The organism is Pseudomonas sp. 37 R 15, assembly GCF_900004865.1.
In the GTDB taxonomy this organism is placed as follows: domain Bacteria; phylum Pseudomonadota; class Gammaproteobacteria; order Pseudomonadales; family Pseudomonadaceae; genus Aquipseudomonas; species Aquipseudomonas fluorescens_AM.
Genome location: NZ_CVTV01000062.1, coordinates 115,343 through 130,492 on the forward strand (window position 1 = coordinate 115,343; position 15,150 = coordinate 130,492).

18 protein-coding genes are annotated in these 15,150 nt (G+C 56.9%); 7 read left to right on the forward strand and 11 right to left on the reverse strand.

Annotated elements, in window-relative coordinates; all coding sequences use genetic code 11:
* Nucleotides 1-3: 3 nt before the first annotated feature.
* Both BFQ04_RS27765 and BFQ04_RS27770 read right to left on the reverse strand, forming a co-directional pair.
* Nucleotides 4-804, reverse strand: coding sequence for a TIM barrel protein (locus tag BFQ04_RS27765; protein ID WP_065953527.1), 801 nt, complete (start codon nt 802-804; stop codon nt 4-6).
* The gene (locus BFQ04_RS27770; RefSeq protein WP_065953528.1) at nt 801-1,808 is read right to left on the reverse strand and encodes an LLM class oxidoreductase; all 1,008 of its coding nucleotides are present in this window, start codon (nt 1,806-1,808) and stop codon (nt 801-803) included. Before BFQ04_RS27770 ends, BFQ04_RS27765 begins: the two co-directional genes overlap by 4 nt.
* A 167-nt stretch (nt 1,809-1,975) precedes the next feature.
* Between BFQ04_RS27770 and BFQ04_RS27775 the strand changes: the two genes are divergently transcribed.
* Complete coding sequence (locus BFQ04_RS27775) at nt 1,976-2,857, forward strand: LysR family transcriptional regulator (protein ID WP_065953529.1); 882 nt, start codon at nt 1,976-1,978, stop codon at nt 2,855-2,857.
* A gap of 81 nt (nt 2,858-2,938) precedes the next feature.
* Here BFQ04_RS27775 and BFQ04_RS27780 read toward each other — a convergent pair whose 3' ends face one another.
* From BFQ04_RS27780 to BFQ04_RS27795, 4 genes are read right to left on the reverse strand one after another with little or no spacing between them, the layout of a single operon-like run.
* Entirely contained in the window at nt 2,939-3,340 is a 402-nt protein-coding gene (locus BFQ04_RS27780) for a DoxX family protein (RefSeq protein ID WP_007910319.1), read from the reverse strand.
* 18 nt (nt 3,341-3,358) lie between these two features.
* The gene (locus BFQ04_RS27785; RefSeq protein ID WP_065953530.1) at nt 3,359-4,030 is read right to left on the reverse strand and encodes an alpha/beta hydrolase; all 672 of its coding nucleotides are present in this window, start codon (nt 4,028-4,030) and stop codon (nt 3,359-3,361) included.
* Nucleotides 4,023-4,865 (reverse strand): DODA-type extradiol aromatic ring-opening family dioxygenase, encoded by an 843-nt coding sequence (locus BFQ04_RS27790; RefSeq protein ID WP_065953531.1) that lies wholly within the window; start codon nt 4,863-4,865, stop codon nt 4,023-4,025. The genes BFQ04_RS27785 and BFQ04_RS27790 overlap by 8 nt, the downstream gene beginning before the upstream one ends.
* Nucleotides 4,866-4,884: 19 nt before the next feature.
* The gene (locus BFQ04_RS27795) at nt 4,885-5,514 is read right to left on the reverse strand and encodes an NADPH-dependent F420 reductase (protein WP_065953532.1); all 630 of its coding nucleotides are present in this window, start codon (nt 5,512-5,514) and stop codon (nt 4,885-4,887) included.
* A 109-nt stretch (nt 5,515-5,623) separates the two neighbouring features.
* Here BFQ04_RS27795 and BFQ04_RS27800 point away from each other — a divergent pair, with 109 nt between their 5' ends.
* Complete coding sequence (locus tag BFQ04_RS27800) at nt 5,624-6,523, forward strand: LysR family transcriptional regulator (RefSeq protein ID WP_065953533.1); 900 nt, start codon at nt 5,624-5,626, stop codon at nt 6,521-6,523.
* A 72-nt stretch (nt 6,524-6,595) separates the two neighbouring features.
* On the opposite strand, the gene BFQ04_RS27805 is transcribed toward BFQ04_RS27800, so the two are convergent.
* Entirely contained in the window at nt 6,596-7,549 is a 954-nt protein-coding gene (locus tag BFQ04_RS27805; protein ID WP_139111978.1) for an alpha/beta fold hydrolase, read from the reverse strand.
* A gap of 145 nt (nt 7,550-7,694) precedes the next feature.
* Between BFQ04_RS27805 and BFQ04_RS27810 the strand changes: the two genes are divergently transcribed.
* The 3 genes from BFQ04_RS27810 to BFQ04_RS27820 all read left to right on the forward strand — a co-directional run bounded on the left by BFQ04_RS27810 (nt 7,695) and on the right by BFQ04_RS27820 (nt 10,314).
* The gene (locus BFQ04_RS27810; protein ID WP_065953535.1) at nt 7,695-8,603 is read left to right on the forward strand and encodes a LysR family transcriptional regulator; all 909 of its coding nucleotides are present in this window, start codon (nt 7,695-7,697) and stop codon (nt 8,601-8,603) included.
* 140 nt (nt 8,604-8,743) lie between these two features.
* On the forward strand, nt 8,744-9,538 hold the full coding sequence (locus BFQ04_RS27815; RefSeq protein WP_065953536.1) for an SDR family NAD(P)-dependent oxidoreductase: 795 nt from the start codon (nt 8,744-8,746) through the stop codon (nt 9,536-9,538).
* 71 nt (nt 9,539-9,609) lie between these two features.
* Complete coding sequence (locus tag BFQ04_RS27820; protein WP_256544625.1) at nt 9,610-10,314, forward strand: hypothetical protein; 705 nt, start codon at nt 9,610-9,612, stop codon at nt 10,312-10,314.
* An 84-nt stretch (nt 10,315-10,398) separates the two neighbouring features.
* Here the strand turns inward: BFQ04_RS27820 and BFQ04_RS27825 are convergent, their stop codons facing one another.
* The 3 genes from BFQ04_RS27825 to BFQ04_RS27835 form a co-directional block, all read right to left on the reverse strand.
* Nucleotides 10,399-11,013, reverse strand: coding sequence for a nitroreductase family protein (locus BFQ04_RS27825; protein ID WP_065953537.1), 615 nt, complete (start codon nt 11,011-11,013; stop codon nt 10,399-10,401).
* Nucleotides 11,014-11,081: 68 nt separating this feature from the next.
* Nucleotides 11,082-11,435: a putative quinol monooxygenase gene (locus BFQ04_RS27830; RefSeq protein ID WP_007910304.1), complete on the reverse strand. Its 354-nt coding sequence runs from the start codon at nt 11,433-11,435 to the stop codon at nt 11,082-11,084.
* Nucleotides 11,436-11,505: 70 nt separating this feature from the next.
* A complete protein-coding gene (locus BFQ04_RS27835; RefSeq protein ID WP_007910302.1) occupies nt 11,506-11,703 on the reverse strand; it encodes a tautomerase family protein in 198 nt (65 codons plus the stop codon).
* Nucleotides 11,704-11,869: 166 nt separating this feature from the next.
* On the opposite strand from BFQ04_RS27835, the gene BFQ04_RS27840 reads away from it, so the two are divergent.
* Nucleotides 11,870-12,772 carry a LysR family transcriptional regulator gene (locus BFQ04_RS27840; protein ID WP_065953538.1) on the forward strand — a complete coding sequence of 301 codons (903 nt, stop codon included), beginning with the start codon at nt 11,870-11,872 and terminating at the stop codon, nt 12,770-12,772.
* A 32-nt stretch (nt 12,773-12,804) separates the two neighbouring features.
* Here the strand turns inward: BFQ04_RS27840 and BFQ04_RS27845 are convergent, their stop codons facing one another.
* Nucleotides 12,805-13,704: a LysR family transcriptional regulator gene (locus BFQ04_RS27845; protein ID WP_007910298.1), complete on the reverse strand. Its 900-nt coding sequence runs from the start codon at nt 13,702-13,704 to the stop codon at nt 12,805-12,807.
* Between the two features lie 144 nt (nt 13,705-13,848).
* Between BFQ04_RS27845 and salA the strand changes: the two genes are divergently transcribed.
* Complete coding sequence (salA, locus tag BFQ04_RS27850) at nt 13,849-15,132, forward strand: salicylate 1-monooxygenase (protein WP_065953539.1); 1,284 nt, start codon at nt 13,849-13,851, stop codon at nt 15,130-15,132.
* The last annotated feature ends 18 nt before the right edge of the window (nt 15,133-15,150 follow it).

Genomic DNA, 15,150 nt, shown 5'->3' on the forward strand with positions numbered 1-15,150 from the left:
GGCTCAGCGCGGTGAGTCGGTCAGAACGGACCATTCGGGATGGACCGCCAACCGGTGCTCCATGGAGCGAAACGCAGTGACCGAACGGCGCAGGTTGCCATAGACGTCACCGCCCATACTCTCCCAGCCCAGAACGCCAAAGCGTCCGTCGAAACCACGACGTTCGAGGGCGCCCAACAACACGAAGTTGTCCATTTCCCCTTCATCGAGCGGTTCGATGGTCGCCAGGCCACCCCATCCCAGTGGCGAGCGCCGGGTGCCGGCAATATTGACCTGTTTCAGCCAGGGCCAAACCGCATCAAGACGCTGTTCAAGAGCCTGCTCCTGCATCGCATACCAGTGATAACCGTTGAAAACGATATTGAGTAGCGGGTGGTTGAACTCTTCGCACAGTGCCGCGGCTTCGGCGGTTGTCTGCATGCCGTAGCGCGCGTGGGGATAAAGATTGATCTCAAGGCCTCGACGCTCGCAGATCGGCAGCAGGTGCTCAAGGATTCTGCGGTCAGCGTCGGTGACTTCGTCGCCCGAATGCAGGGCTAGCTCAATCGTGGTGCAGCCCTCAATGGTTTCGAAGATCTTGGTTACAAACGATTCCAGACCTAGGCGATAGATCAGGTAGACGGCACCTACGTCCAGGCCCCAAGTGGGTTTGACCTGGGCAATCGACTGCAAGTCTTTACTCCAGGCAGACATCGTCATGCCTTGGTAGCCGAGTTCGGCGAGCATTTCGCACTGTGCTGCCAACGGGTAAGTGCCCAATGCGGTCTGAAAGATGAAATCCATGTGATGAAGAGGGCGATTCATGAGCGGGCCTGCATGGGTGAGGGTTCGACCGGGAGTGATGCACTGGGGAAGTGTGGGAGAAGGTATTCGCCCAGCTCATCGATGACTTCCGAGGCGTGACGTCGCTGAGGTTTGAAGTGCAGGGCAACGTGACCGACGCCCTGATCCTGTTGACGCTTCCAATGCTCGATCAATGCGTTGCGACCGGCACGCAGCACCCGACCCGCCTGCAGTGGAAAGTTCGGGTCGCGGTCCAGATCAAACAGGGTGCCGTAGCCGTAGGGCTTGTAAATCCCCTGGCCACAAACCGTGCGCCAGCGTTCGATGATTTGCGGAATCAGGATCGGATTGGAGATATACGAGAGAATGCCGTCGGTGTTTTCGCCAATCCACTCCAGCGACTGGCCGGCCTGACCCACAATAATGGTCGGCATACGTGGGCTGACAGGCTTGGGAATGAGGTCGATATCACCGTTCAACTGGCCATAAAACTTAGAGGCATGCACTGGCCAGTGGGTTTCGGTTGCAGCGCGGATGATCGCCAGCGCATCACGGAAACGCTCGGCGCGATTGTTGAAATCAAGCCCGAAAGCAGGGTATTCCACCGGACGGTCGCCGGTGGCCAGGCCGAGGATAAATCGTCCCCCTAGCAACTGATCGATGCTCGCAGCCTGTTTGGCAACGATCAATGGATCGCGCAAAGGGAGAACGATGCCCGCGGTACCGATGGTGATATTACGGGTCACGCCAGCAAGGAATCCGGCGTACACCAGAGGGTCAAGAATCTGCCCCACATCACCGAAGTTCGGGTCATAGAATGGTACATCGCGAAGCCAGATCGCGGAAAAACCAGCCTCATCGACCCGGCGAGCCAACTGCGCATGATCCTGCAGAGTCGGACCCGGACTGTCGGGGTAACTTTCCAAGGGGGCGATGAAGCCAAACGTCAGATGACCGGGCTGAAAAACCCGCGCATAACCGCGGTGCTGTTGCAGTTCCGGCGCACTCGTATAGCGAGAGGACATGATTTTCGAGGGCTCTTCTGTAATCCAGGATGGCAGAGGCTTCGCGAGGCGATACGCCTTGGGGTGAAGCCACAATTTCGGTGACTATAGGTTGTATGATGTGAAAGAAAAACAGGATGCAGTTCCGAACATTTATGAATAAAACGCTCAAATAGATCGGAGTCGTCATGGACCATTTTGGAGCGCTCGGCGCGTTCGTTCAGGCCGCGCAAACGCGCAGCTTTACCGAGGCTGGACGGAGGATTGGCGTTTCTTCATCGGCGGTCAGCAAGGCCGTGGCACGTTTGGAGGAAGAAATCGGCGTGAGGTTGTTTCACCGCTCCACACGGGCGATAACGCTGACCTCCGAGGGCAGTGTGTTCCTTGAGCGCTGTCACCGTATTTTTGCGGAATATGAGGTCGCCAAACGGGAGATCACCGAGGCTGCTGGTAAACCCCAGGGCAAATTGCGTCTGGGCTTGCCCCAGTTGGGCATGCGTTTGATGCCTCACTTGATTGCGTTTCAGCAGGCCTATCCCGACGTGGAGCTGGAGCTTGAATTCAGTGATCGGCTGGTCAACGTCATCGAGGAGGGTTTTGATGCGGTGATGCGTATCGGTGAGGTCGAAGACTCGCGCCTGACAATGCGCAAGCTCAATGGCTACAGCCATCGGCTCGTTGCATCGCCTGACTACCTCAAAACCCGTGGTACGCCTGCACGGCCGTCAGATCTCGCCGGCCATTCCTGCCTGCGTTACCGGTATCCAACCAGTGGCAAACTCGACCCTTGGCCACTACTGACAAAAAAGGGTCAGGACAGCTATGAACCCGGGCAGTCGGCAACCGCCAATGCGATAGAGCCGCTCATGGCGATGGCTGAGGCTGGATTGGGAATCGCGTGCCTGCCGGATTTTTTTGTCGAAGATGCCATCACCGATGAAAGATTGGTTGCGCTTCTGGATCGCTACATGAGCGATCACCGTACGTTCAGCATTCTTTGGCCATCCAGTCGCCACCCTTTGCCGAAAATAAAAGCGTTCGTCAGCTTCATGACTGAGCGACTGGCGTGATGTACCACCGTTGACCACAACGCAAAATGCCGATGCACTGGATTGCTCCAGTGCATCGGCATTCAAGTACTACGCAGAGAGTTACGCTGTGCGGGATGCCTTCGCGGCAAAGGCGCCGTCACCCAGCAGTGCAACAACCAATGCCGTCACGGACAAATAGATCGGGTATTCCCAGCCGCCGTTGGCATTGGTGAAACTCCAGCCGTTGCCGAAGTGGACGGTTGCGGCGACGAACAGCTGAACCACCGCCAAGGCGGCCACCCAGCGTGCGTAAACACCCAATACCAACATCAAGCCGCCGATCACTTCAAATGCCATGACCGGGTAAGCGAGAAAGCCCGGAAAACCGATGGATTCAAAAAAACCTGCGGTACCTGCGGGCGTGAAAACAAACACTTTGGTCAGGCCGTGAGCGATAAACATGATGCCCAGGGCGAGGCGCATCACAAATGCAGCGTAGGGGGCGGTGCGAGAGTCAATCATGGTGTAGCTCCTTTTTGTTTAATGAATCAGTGACAGCGTTTGGGTCAGCCATGTCGAGAAGTCAGCCAGTTCTTCAGCGACGATCTCGTGGGCCATTTCGTAGAAATGGGTTTCGTGGACGACGCCGATTCGATCCAGCCAAGCGTCAGCTTCCTTGGCCCAGTCCACCGGCAACACGCCGTCGTGGTGACCGTGGGCGATGAATGCCGACACTGACTTGAGACGCTCAGGCGAGGCGACCTTCGTTGCTATCTCGCGCAGCATTCGGCCGCTGAGAATCGCAAAACCTTGCACCAGTTCAGGCTCGGTCACGCCCAGACTCGCGCTCATGATGCCGCCCTGACTGAAGCCTGCGATGACCGTCGGCAACTGGGGCAGTGCGTCTATAAAGGTGTGCAGCAGATGCCGGCTGGCTTCTGCTTGCTCTTGATTGAACGAAGGGCCATTACTGGTGAAGTTCACCTGATACCAGGCGAAGCCCTGAGGCCCGACCTGCAGGGGAGCGCGCAGCAAAATCACTTCCAGACCTTCGGGTAGCGATTGAGCCATAGACGCAAGGTTGGCTTCATTCGAGCCCACGCCATGCAGCAGAATCAGTCGGCCCTTGGGCGCTGCAACGCTGCAGCCCTTGCGGAAAAAGAGGCCCGATTGCGGCTCGCGGGCCGCTTCGGAAAAAGTCGTATCACGCATGGTTGGTAACGCCTTGATTGAGAGGAGTGGATTCAGATCCATCTTCGTTTTTCGAGGAAAACAGGTAACTGTCCATCGCCAGCACCCCGTAGGACACGCCGCCTTCCAGCACGCGGGTGTCATAACGTTCGCCGGCGGCACCCAGAGCGATCAGCAACGGCAAAAAGTGCTCATCTGTCGGGTGAGCGCGCTCGGCAGAGGGCGCCTGTTGCCGGTAATCCAGGAGTTGATCGGTTTGCCCGGCACGCAGTGTTTGCGCGGTCCAGGCCGCGAACGCCTTCACGTAATCCGCACCCTCGCGGGTCGCTCCACGAAACTCGTACAAGTTATGAGTCAGGCTGCCGGACGCTACGATCAGCACATTCATGTCACGCAGTGGTTTGAGCGCCTCACCGAGTTTCCAGGCCTGATGGGTATCGAGCCGCGCGGGCATCGACACCTGAACCACGGGAATGTCGGCATCGGGCGCCAAGTACATCAGCGGCACCCACGCCCCATGGTCCAGCCCGCGCTGGTGATCGAGTCGGGAGGTCCAGCCTGCTGCCTGCAGCAGTTTGACGATGTGGGCAGCCAGGATCGGAGCACCCGGTGCCGGGTAGCGCAATTGATACAACTCGTCGGGAAAACCGCCGAAGTCGTGAATGGTTTGCGGGGCGGTGCTCGCCGTGACATTGACTTCACCACGGGTCATCCAGTGCGGAGACAGGATGACAATGGCATCAGGTCGCGGCAGTTCGCGACCGAGCTCGGCCAGACGCGGACCAGCCAGACCGGGCTCGATGGCAAACAGCGGAGCACCATGAGACACAAACAGCAGGGGGAACGAGGTGTTCATGGTGAAAGCTCCAATGTGATTACTTGTTCAGCCAGACCGGGGCAATCGAGGTGCCCAGACCGGCGCCGTAGCCGAGGTAGATATTCAGGCCGGCGAGTGGCTCCAGGTAACGTGCGTTGATCAGTCCACCGGTGTTCACCGCGTTCCAGCCCAGGCTGTAGGCGAGGGTGATAGCGGTTTGTTTGGCACGCTCACTGTCGCTGGCGACGAACACGCTGCCTTTCTGGTTATCCGCGAACGTCGGACCATCGGCGAGTACTTGAGCGAACAAGGTGTTAAAGGCTTTGACGACGTGCGCTTGAGGCACTGCTTTGGCGATTTCTTCGCCGGCGCTTGTCTCGTGACCGATGGTCAGCGACATGTAGTCGGCGCTCAGGGGGTTGGTGATGTCGATGATCACTTTGCCAATCAGATCGCCCAGGCTTTGCAGCGCTGCTACGGCATCGGGGTAGGCGGTGGCAATTACCACGACATCGCTGTCGCCCAGAGCCTCTGCTGCCGGGTAAGCCTGTGCATTTTCAACCTGAGCAGCCAGTGCCTTGGCCTTTCCCATGTCACGGCCAGTGACTCGAACGATGTGTCCGGCGGCGGACAATTGCTTGGTGAACGCCGAACCCATGTTGCCGGTACCCACGACTGTAATTTTCATAGTGACTTCATCTCCGTTGATGTTCGTTTCGATGGGCTCAGTTTATAGGTTGTAAAAATGAGATAAATAAGGCGAAATGTGATTAATAGTTCCACTTAGTGAGACAGTGATGGACAGGGCGTTAGAGATGCAGGTGTTCTGCACGGTGGTGGATAAAGGCAGCTTCGTCGGCGCAGCCGAGCCATTGGAGATGTCGAAGGCGGCTATTTCGCGTTACGTCAGTGGGCTTGAAGAACGCCTGGGCGTGCGACTGCTGCATCGCACCACACGCAAGCTTTCATTGACGGAGGAAGGGCGTCAGTTCTATCACCAGGCACGCGATGTACTGACGCTCATGGATCAAGCGGAAGAGGCGGTTTCGTCGTCGGCGCCCGAGCCGAGCGGTGTACTGCGGATCAATGCGCCGGTCAGTTTCGGGGTGCTGCACTTGGCTCCGGTGTGGGCAGACTTCATGAAGGTGTACCCCAACGTTGAACTGGATATCAGCCTGAATGACCGGTTGGTGGATCTGGTGGAGGAGGGCTTTGATGCCGCCGTTCGCATTGCGCGGATGGAAAGTTCTTCTCTGGTGGGGCGACGTCTGGCGGGTACGCGAATGTGCTTGTGTGCCTCGCCCCAGTACCTGGCCAATCACCCTGAGATTCGCTCGCTGTCTGACCTGACTGAGCATGGCGTGATCGCCTATACCAACTTTGCCAGCGGCAATGAGTGGCAGTTCGAAGGGCCTCATGGAAGCGAGACTGTGCGTACGCGCTCGAGTGTGCGCTGCAACAATGGTGATACCTGTCGCAGCATCGCGCTGGCAGGTGGTGGCATTGCCTTGCAGCCCAGTTTCATGGTGGCCGATGACCTGCGCAAAGGGGATCTGGTTGAGATTCTGCCAGCGTATCAATCGGTGGAATTGGGCATCTATGTGGTCTATCCCACGCGCAAGCATCTGGCGACCAAAGTCCGCGTGTTGATCAACTTTCTGGCTGAGCGTTTCGCTCACCCGCAATGGGAGCGCTAGAACAGGTTCAGCAAAAAATCCCGGCTGACAACAAGGGGGAGCATTCAGCCGGGCAAAAGGAGCCTGTATCAATTACGACCGTTGCAAGAAGCTGTGCAAATCTGCCGCAAACTTTTCCGGGTGCTTGAATGCCAGGAAGTGATCGCCCTGGTCCGCCTTGCTGTAGACATGCAGAACCGAGTCCGGGATCACGGCGTGCATCCATCGCTGGCTTTCCAGCCAGTCACTGTATTCGCCGGTAAAGATCGCCGTAGGCACGTCTATTTTGGTTTCAATGACATCGCGCCAATCGTTGGTAGCGTGATCGAAAAGTACCAGGCCAGTGAACGCCATGTCGTCCTTCACCACAACCTGTACCAGGCTAATCACATTGTGAAAATAAGGGGAGTCGAGCGCCATCGCCCGCTCGACAACCCGACTGCCAGAAATCAACTGGTTGGTGGGCGTCATGTTGACGTAGGACGCGATCATGCGTTCCGGCGATGTGGTGAATGCTCCGGCCTCCAGTCGCTGCTGTTCCGTCCAGTCAGCGTGGCAGTAGATTGAGGGGGCCTGGTCAATGATGCTAAGGGTACGGATGCCTTGTGTGCCGAAAAGATCAATATAAGCCCACATGATCGAGGCCCCCATGGACCAACCACAATAGTGCGCTTGGGGCAGATCCAGATGCTGCGCAAATTCCTTCACGTCCATGGCGTAACGCGAGATGCGATTACCCTTTTCGGTTTTCTCCGAAAGCCCTTGGTTGCGAACATCAAGCACGTAGACGTGATAGTGCTTGCTGAGGATTTGCATAAGGTGGAAATACATCGCGCCGTTCGCCGACCAGCCGGGAATGAAGATCAACGGCTGACCGCTTCCGGCTTCCCAGTACGCCAGGCTCACTCCGTCGCCTGTGGTGAAGCTGCTGATTTTCAGCTCTTCAAAGTCCGCAGCGCGGAACGCCTGGCCAATGATTTCGTGCGGAAAGTAAAAGTCTTCGCCGAGCAATTCGGAGATCGATTGATTTTTCAGCGGGTATTTCACAGTCCTTCCCATGTCTTTAAAAGTCGTGTCTGAACAGGCGAATGCCTCGCCAGGCGCAGCGATTCGCTGCGCCACCACGATAGGCCTTGGACAGTAGGGGAATAAATACTCAAAATGCCCAAACATTAGAAACGGATTGTTGGGAATGGATCGTCTGAGCAGCATGGCGGCATTTGTTAAAGCCGTGGAGATGGGGTCTTTCAGCGCCGCCGGTGACGCGTTGCAAATGTCGGCGCAACTGATTGGCAAACATGTCCATCATTTAGAGCAACACTTGGGCGTTCGCTTGCTCAATCGCACGACTCGACGACAGAGCCTGACTGACTTCGGGCGTGAATTCTATGAGCGTTCCAAATTCATCCTTGCTGAAGTGGAGTCGGCTGAGAACCTGGCCGCGCACACTCAGGCTTTGCCCAGTGGGCGTCTGAGGATCAACGCTCCCGTCAGTTTCGGCATGCAGTCTCTTGCGCCGCGACTGCCTGAGTTCATGGAAGCCAATCCGTTGGTGAGCATCGAACTGAGCCTCGCCAACCGTGCAATCGACCTCATCGATGAAGGTTTCGACGTGGTATTCAGGGTCGGGCAACTGGCAGACAGCGGTCTGGTTGCCAGAGAACTGGCGCCCTATAAACTCGTGCTCTGCGCTGCACCTTCTTATCTGCAAGGCAAGCCAGCGATCGAAACACCCTGGAACCTTCAGGACCATGAATGCCTGGGTTTCTCGCACACGGAATTACGTACACACTGGACATTCAATGGCCCGGAAGGAACGGTGGTCGTTCCGGTTGGCAGCCGCTTCATGGCTGATCACGGCGAACCGCTGTTGTGTGCCGCATTGGCCGGCCTGGGCATATTGCTGCAGCCGGAGGAACTGGTTCGCCAATCACTTGAGAACGGTGAGCTGGTTTCTTTATTGCCCGACTATCCACCGCCGAGTCGCCCCCTGCATGTCTTGTACGCGCCGGATCGCAGACTGACGCCAAAATTGCGCAGTTTTCTCGACTTCGCTATAGCGGCGTTTGGAGCCGACTCGATCGCGCCCGAGCGCTTTTGAAACAAACTGTTGTAGATCCCCATTCCGAATCGATATTTATCCACGCAAGGGCAGCCCATACAGTGGCAGCTTTGTTTTCTACGCTGACAGTAGAAACAGATGACGGGTAGCAATACCCGCTCATTCTTGACGGAGAAATGATGAATATCCAATTCGATAGCAAACACGCACTGGTCACCGCTTCTACCGGAGGTATTGGTTTCGCCATTGCCAAGGGGCTTGCACAGGCCGGCGCCGCGGTTGTCATAAACGGTCGCAGTGAACGCTCGGTCAACGACGCGATCGCCCGATTGCACGCGGCAGTGCCCGGCGCGACCGTCAGTGGTGTGGCTGCAGATCTGAGTTCTGCCGAAGGCGTAGAGGTCTTGCTCGCCGGTGTCAGTGGCATCGACATCCTGGTGAACAACGCAGGCATTTATGAGCCACAGGATTTCTTTGAAACAGACGACGAGGTCTGGAACAACTACTGGCAAACCAACGTGATGTCCGGCGTTCGCCTCAGTCGTGCATTGCTGCCTGCCATGGTTGAGAACGGTTGGGGCCGGGTGGTGTTTGTCGCCTCCGAGTCGGCCCGAAACATTCCCGCGGACATGATCCATTACGGTGTGTCCAAAACAGCGCAGCTGGCGCTGGCGCGTGGCCTTGCAAAACGCGTCGCCGGCAGCGGTGTCACCGTCAACAGCGTCCTGCCTGGGCCGACGCTATCCGATGGCGTCGCAGACATGATGAAGGGTGAAGTCGAGCGCACCGGCAAATCGCTGGAGACGGTCGTCGCTGATTTTGTGATGCAGCATCGCCCGAGCTCGATCATCCAGCGTGCAGCCACTGTGGAGGAGGTGGCCAACATGATCGTTTATGTGTGCTCGCCGCAAGCATCGGCCACCACGGGGGCTTCGCTCAGGGTCGATGGTGGCGTAGTCGACGACATCGTCTGATTCGAAACAATCGCAGACCCATGTCAGCCTGTGTCATGGGTCTTTTTTGTTCTTAGCCTGGAGACTTTGCGATGATGCTGCATTCAATCGCTGTCGCGGCGTCTCTTTTAGTTGAAGTGGTGATGGCAAGTGATCAAAAGGCCCGCGCGTATACAGCGCCCGCTGAATATCGGCTTTCGGGCGTTTCGCTGGTCGAGACGCTTTATCAAGGGCAGCACGCCTTAGCGCTGCAAATGCCCGGTTCTTCCTATCAGGATCCGACCCGGGAACGATTGCTCGATAGAAATTTCATGGCGTGGCTGCCCATGGATTTCGGCGATGGCTCCATCGAATTCGACGTCGCCAGTGACTTGGCGAAAGACGCCCCTGAATACGCGCGTGGATTTGTCGGTGTTGCCTTTCGTATCGACAGGGCAGGACGCTTCGAAAGCATTTACCTGCGACCGACCAACAGTTCGGCTGATGACCAGATACGACGCAATCATTCTGTGCAATACGCCGGTTATCCAGACTTCAGATTTGATCAGCTTCGCAAAGAATCACCGGAAAAGTACGAGACCTACGCCGACCTCCAGTTGGGTCGATGGATTCATATGAAGTTGGTGATCAAAGGCTCAAACGTTGATCTGTTCCTGGATCACAACGAGAAACCAGCGTTTATCGTACGGGATCTGAAGTACGGGGCGGCGCAGCGCGGAGGAGTGGGTATCTGGATCGAGTCCGGGACAGTCGCGCACTTCAGAAATCTGCGGATTTCCAGAAACGACAAGGGTTGAACTTCAAAGGCTTGTAATGCCTTTGAATAGATCAATACCCCGGCGAAGTCAGAGATCAATCTGACTTCGCCGGGGCGCGTGTGCTTACACGAACTGCAGAACGTCGTTGACGGCCTTGCGTGGCTTCTGCGGCCAGTTGGTCGCACCCGGGTAGCCAACGGTGACCAGCATGACCGGAATTTCCAGGTCAGACAGACCAAACTCCTTGGCCACCGCCGACTGATCGAAGCCGATCATTGGCGTAGAAACCAGGCCTTGGCCCTTCGCGGCCAGCATCAGTGTCATGGCTGCCAGTGAGCCGGAACGAATCGCCTCATCGCGCTGCAGTTGTGGGTTTTCCTTGTACATGCCTTCAGCTGCACCTACCCACATGTCGTAGATAGCCTGATCAATGATGCCGGCATCCAGGGTAGGTTTAAGCGCCGACGGCAATGTCTCATGCGGATTGAGTGTGCCGCAGACGATAAATGTCACGGCAGCGTCGACGATTTTCTGCTGCCCCCACGCCAGAGGCAGGAGACGCGCTTTGGCTTCGGCGCTGCGTACGGCGAGGAATTTCCAGTTTTGCAGATTGAACGCGGAAGGTGCATGGGTAGCCAACTCGATCAGCTCGGCAACCTGTCGATCGCTCAGGCTGCGCTCAGTGTCATAGCTGTTGGCGGAAATTCGCGATTTGATAATGTTTGCGATATCGGACATGAGGGTCTCTGTGCGGGAAGACAGTGCGCAGACCCAGTCATTGAAGTGGAGCCTGCGCCGTCTGAAAATTAGCGGCTGAAACCGTCGAATGGGGTCATGTACACAGCCCCGAACGGATCCAGACGTTTACGGATTTCGGCGTCAGGCGTGCCATACACAACCAGGCTGGTGACGGTGCACAGTTCTAGAAAGCGCTGACCGAATGGTGCAAACGTAGTGTCTACGTGGCTGACCACGGCACCGACGTTGTAGCGCTCAAGAATGTGAACGACGCTGTTGTCTTCGTTGACACTGTATTCGTAAACCAGTGTGCCCGGCTCAGCGCTGGTGGCTTCGACAATGTTGGCGATCAGCGCTTTGAATTCAGGGAAGTCAGCGGGTTTGACCGCGAGGGAGAACAGGCAGGAGATATGTGGATGCATGGCGGTTTTTTCCTTAGACGCTAGTGAGAATGCATCGCTGACCCAGCCGATGCAGGCGTTAACGATCGGGTCAGGATTTCTCCGGCGCCTCTCCAAACAATTTGCCGGCACCGGCCCAGTCGGAGGCTGCGACGTCTTCAAAAATGACGTAGATGTAGTTCGCATCAGTACCGGTGTGCTTGACGATGCTCGCGGTGATGTCTGCGGCAACAGCGGCTTTCTGCTCGTGTTCTTTACCTTCAAACCAACTGACTCGTACGACAGGCATGGCAAATTCCTCTTTAGACATTGATCTGGATAATCGGTGTGCTTGCACGCTTGAGCGCGTTGCACCGATGTTTTTCGAGTCTCAATGCTAATGTCGAATCATCTGGCGATAAACAGCCTGAAACTATAATCTGGGTAGATTCAAACTCTACAATCAGATGGCTCGCATGATTCCTGTCGATTCGTTTCAGGGCGTTATCACCTTCGTGATCGCCGCCCGATCAACCAGCTTCACTCAGGCCGCAGAACGCCTCGGACTATCCAAATCGGCCGTGGGCAAATCAATTGCGCGCCTTGAGGAACGCCTGGGCACACAGCTGTTCCACCGCACCACACGACGCATCTCGCTGACGGCCGACGGCGAAGCGTATTTCACCGCGTGCTCCACAGCGCTCGAGGAAATCGGCGCAGCGGAAAGTGGCCTTGGGCCGGGGGCAGGGGAGCCATCCGGTCGCTTGCGAGTGGACATCCCGGTGGCGTTTGGTCGTCGGGTCGTTGCGCCATTGCTGTTCGAGATCGCTAACAAATACCCCGCACTGCAACTGAACATGACGTTTTCCGACCACATTGTTGATCCGTTCGAAGAAGGCATTGATCTCTTAGTGCGCTTCGGCGAGCTGAAGGACACCAGCGGCCTGGTAGCACGCAGGCTTACTCGCCAACGCTGGGCGATTTGTGCGGCGCCCGGGTATCTGCAGCGGTTTGGAGTGCCACAAACACTGGAGGACTTAAGCCATCACCATTGCATCGTCGGCCATCGTCGCGGCCAGCCTTTGTCGTGGCGCGTCAGGCAAGGCGCGGAAACTGTCCGTTATGCGCCACCGTCCACGCATCAAATAGGCGACGGCGAAGCGATGATTCTTGCCGCCGTCGCCGGGACAGGCTTGTGCCAGATGCCGCGCTGCCTGTTCAGAGAAGACCTGGAGGCGGGGAGGCTGGTCGAAGTCCTGGAAGATTACGAGCCTGATCCGGTTGATGTACATGCCGTCTGGCCAAAGGTCTCGCATCTGCGGCCGAAAGTCAGGTACGTGGTCGATGAGTTGGTAAAACTTTGTGAGCATTGGCAGTGACCTGCTGCCATGGCGCCCTTAGCGTCTGAAACTCAATCGCTGAAGAGATCAAACATCAGTTGCCGGAACCATTTGTTGGCCGGATCGCGGTTATATTTGGTGTGCCAGAACATATTGATCGCAATCTCCGGCAGCGGTAATGGCAACGGCAGGATGGTCAAACCGAACGGTCCGCTACAACTGCTGGCGAAGCGCTCAGGCACGGTCGCGACAAGATCGGTGTTCTGCAAGATATGCCCTACCGCCACAAAGTGCGGCACCTCCAGGCGTATCTGGCGTTGCAGGCCAGCCCGCTGCATGTGCGTGTCGATCTCACCATGTCCGGTACTGGCCGCAACGATTCTCACGTGCCCATATTCACAAAAACGTTCTCGCGTCATGGGTTGTTGTGTCAGCGGATGATCCTGGCGGCACAGGCACACGTATCGATGATGGAACAAACGCCGTTGATAGAAGCCTGCCTGCAAATCGGGCAGTAATCCGACCGCCAGATCCACTTCGCCGCTGGCAAGACTTTCAGACAGTCCCGCATTGCTGCGCAGCGTGCTGACCGAAATTCCGGGGGCCTGCTTGAGCAGGGCCTCAATCAATCGCGGCATGAAGTAAATCTCACCGATGTCGGTCATCGCTACGACAAAGCGTTTCTGGCTGGTGGCCGGATCGAACTCGTCCTGGCGATTGATCGCGCCGTGCAGGAGGTTGATTGCCTGAGACACCGGCTCGGCCATTTGCAACGCGTAGGGCGTTGGTTGCATGCCTTGATGGGTGCGTACAAACAATTCGTCATTGAGTGAGGTACGCAGACGCTTGAGTGCGTTGCTCACGGCCGGCTGAGTGAGGCCAAGCGTTTCAGCCGCACCGGAAACACTGTGGTCGATCAATAGTTGATGAAAGATCACCAGCAGGTTCAGGTCGAGTTCGCGTAGGTGCATTGCAGGCAGCTCGGGAGGAGTGACGAGGCTGCAAGCATACCAGTATTCAGGTTGGTGATAGGTAGTATGGGAGTGAGGCCATTTATCAATGTTTTGTGAATAGTCATGATCGAGCTATTCCAAAAACAACATAAAGGTTTCCCCATGAATAGCCCTAAATCTGTCTTGCAAGTCGCTATCGTTGGCGGTGGTATCGCAGGTGTCGCCCTCGCACTGGATCTGTGCCGTCATCAACATCTGGACGTTCAACTGTTTGAAGCTGCACCGGCATTCGGCGAAGTCGGTGCAGGTGTTTCATTTGGCGCGAACGCGGTAAGGGCCATCGAAGGTCTCGGCATCGGCAAGCCCTACGAGCAAATCGCCGACCGGACTGCTCAGCCCTGGCAGGACATCTGGTTTGAATGGCGTCGGGGTGTCGATGCCGGCTACCTCGGTGCAAGCATTGCTGAAGGTGTCGGTCAGTCTTCAGTACACCGCGCAGACTTTCTCGATGCGCTGGCCAGTCAATTGCCAGAGGGCATCGCCGTTTTCGGTAAACGCGCAGTCAGCGTAGATGAGACGGGTGATCGCGTCAGTGTTCAATTCACCGACGGTACGCACCATCAGTGCGATCTCTTGATTGCAGCAGATGGAATCAAATCCTCCATTCGTGATTACGTACTTCAGGGCTTGGGCCAGCCTTTGGTCGCCCCGCGCTTCAGTGGCACCTGCGCCTACCGCGGAATGATCGACAGCTCGCAACTGCGCGATGCCTATCGTGCGGCGGGCGTCGATGAGCATTTGATCAACGTTCCGCAAATGTATTTGGGCCTCGATGCCCACATCCTGACTTTCCCGGTCAAACAGGGCCGACTGATCAACGTCGTGGCATTTGTTTCGGATCGGACTGACGCCAACCCGGTATGGCCCGCCGACAAACCCTGGGTGAAAAACACCACCCAGGCCGAGATGCTCGAAGCCTTCAGCGAATGGGGAGATGCCGTTCGCGTATTGCTTGAATGCATTCCCAATCCCACCCTTTGGGCACTGCACGAACTGGACGAATTGTCGGGTTACGTCCACGGCCGTGTCGGGCTGATCGGCGACGCGGCGCACGCGATGCTGCCGCATCAAGGCGCCGGAGCCGGGCAGGGGCTGGAAGATGCCTGGTTACTGGCACGCCTGCTGGCCGATCCGCGGGTTTTGCAACGTGACGCGAAGCAGGTGCTTGAGGTGTATGACGCCATACGCCGTCCGCGTGCTTGCCGTGTTCAACGCACATCCTGGGAAGCGGGCGAACTTTACGAGTTCCGCGACGCCATGGTAGCGGACCAGGAGCCACTGCTCTCGACAACGCTGGCCAGTCGCTTTGACTGGTTGTGGAACCACGACATGCAAGCCGACCTGGCTGAGGCGCACACCCGGCTCGGATGGGCACAAGCCGTCTGACTCCCTGCCGGCCGCTCG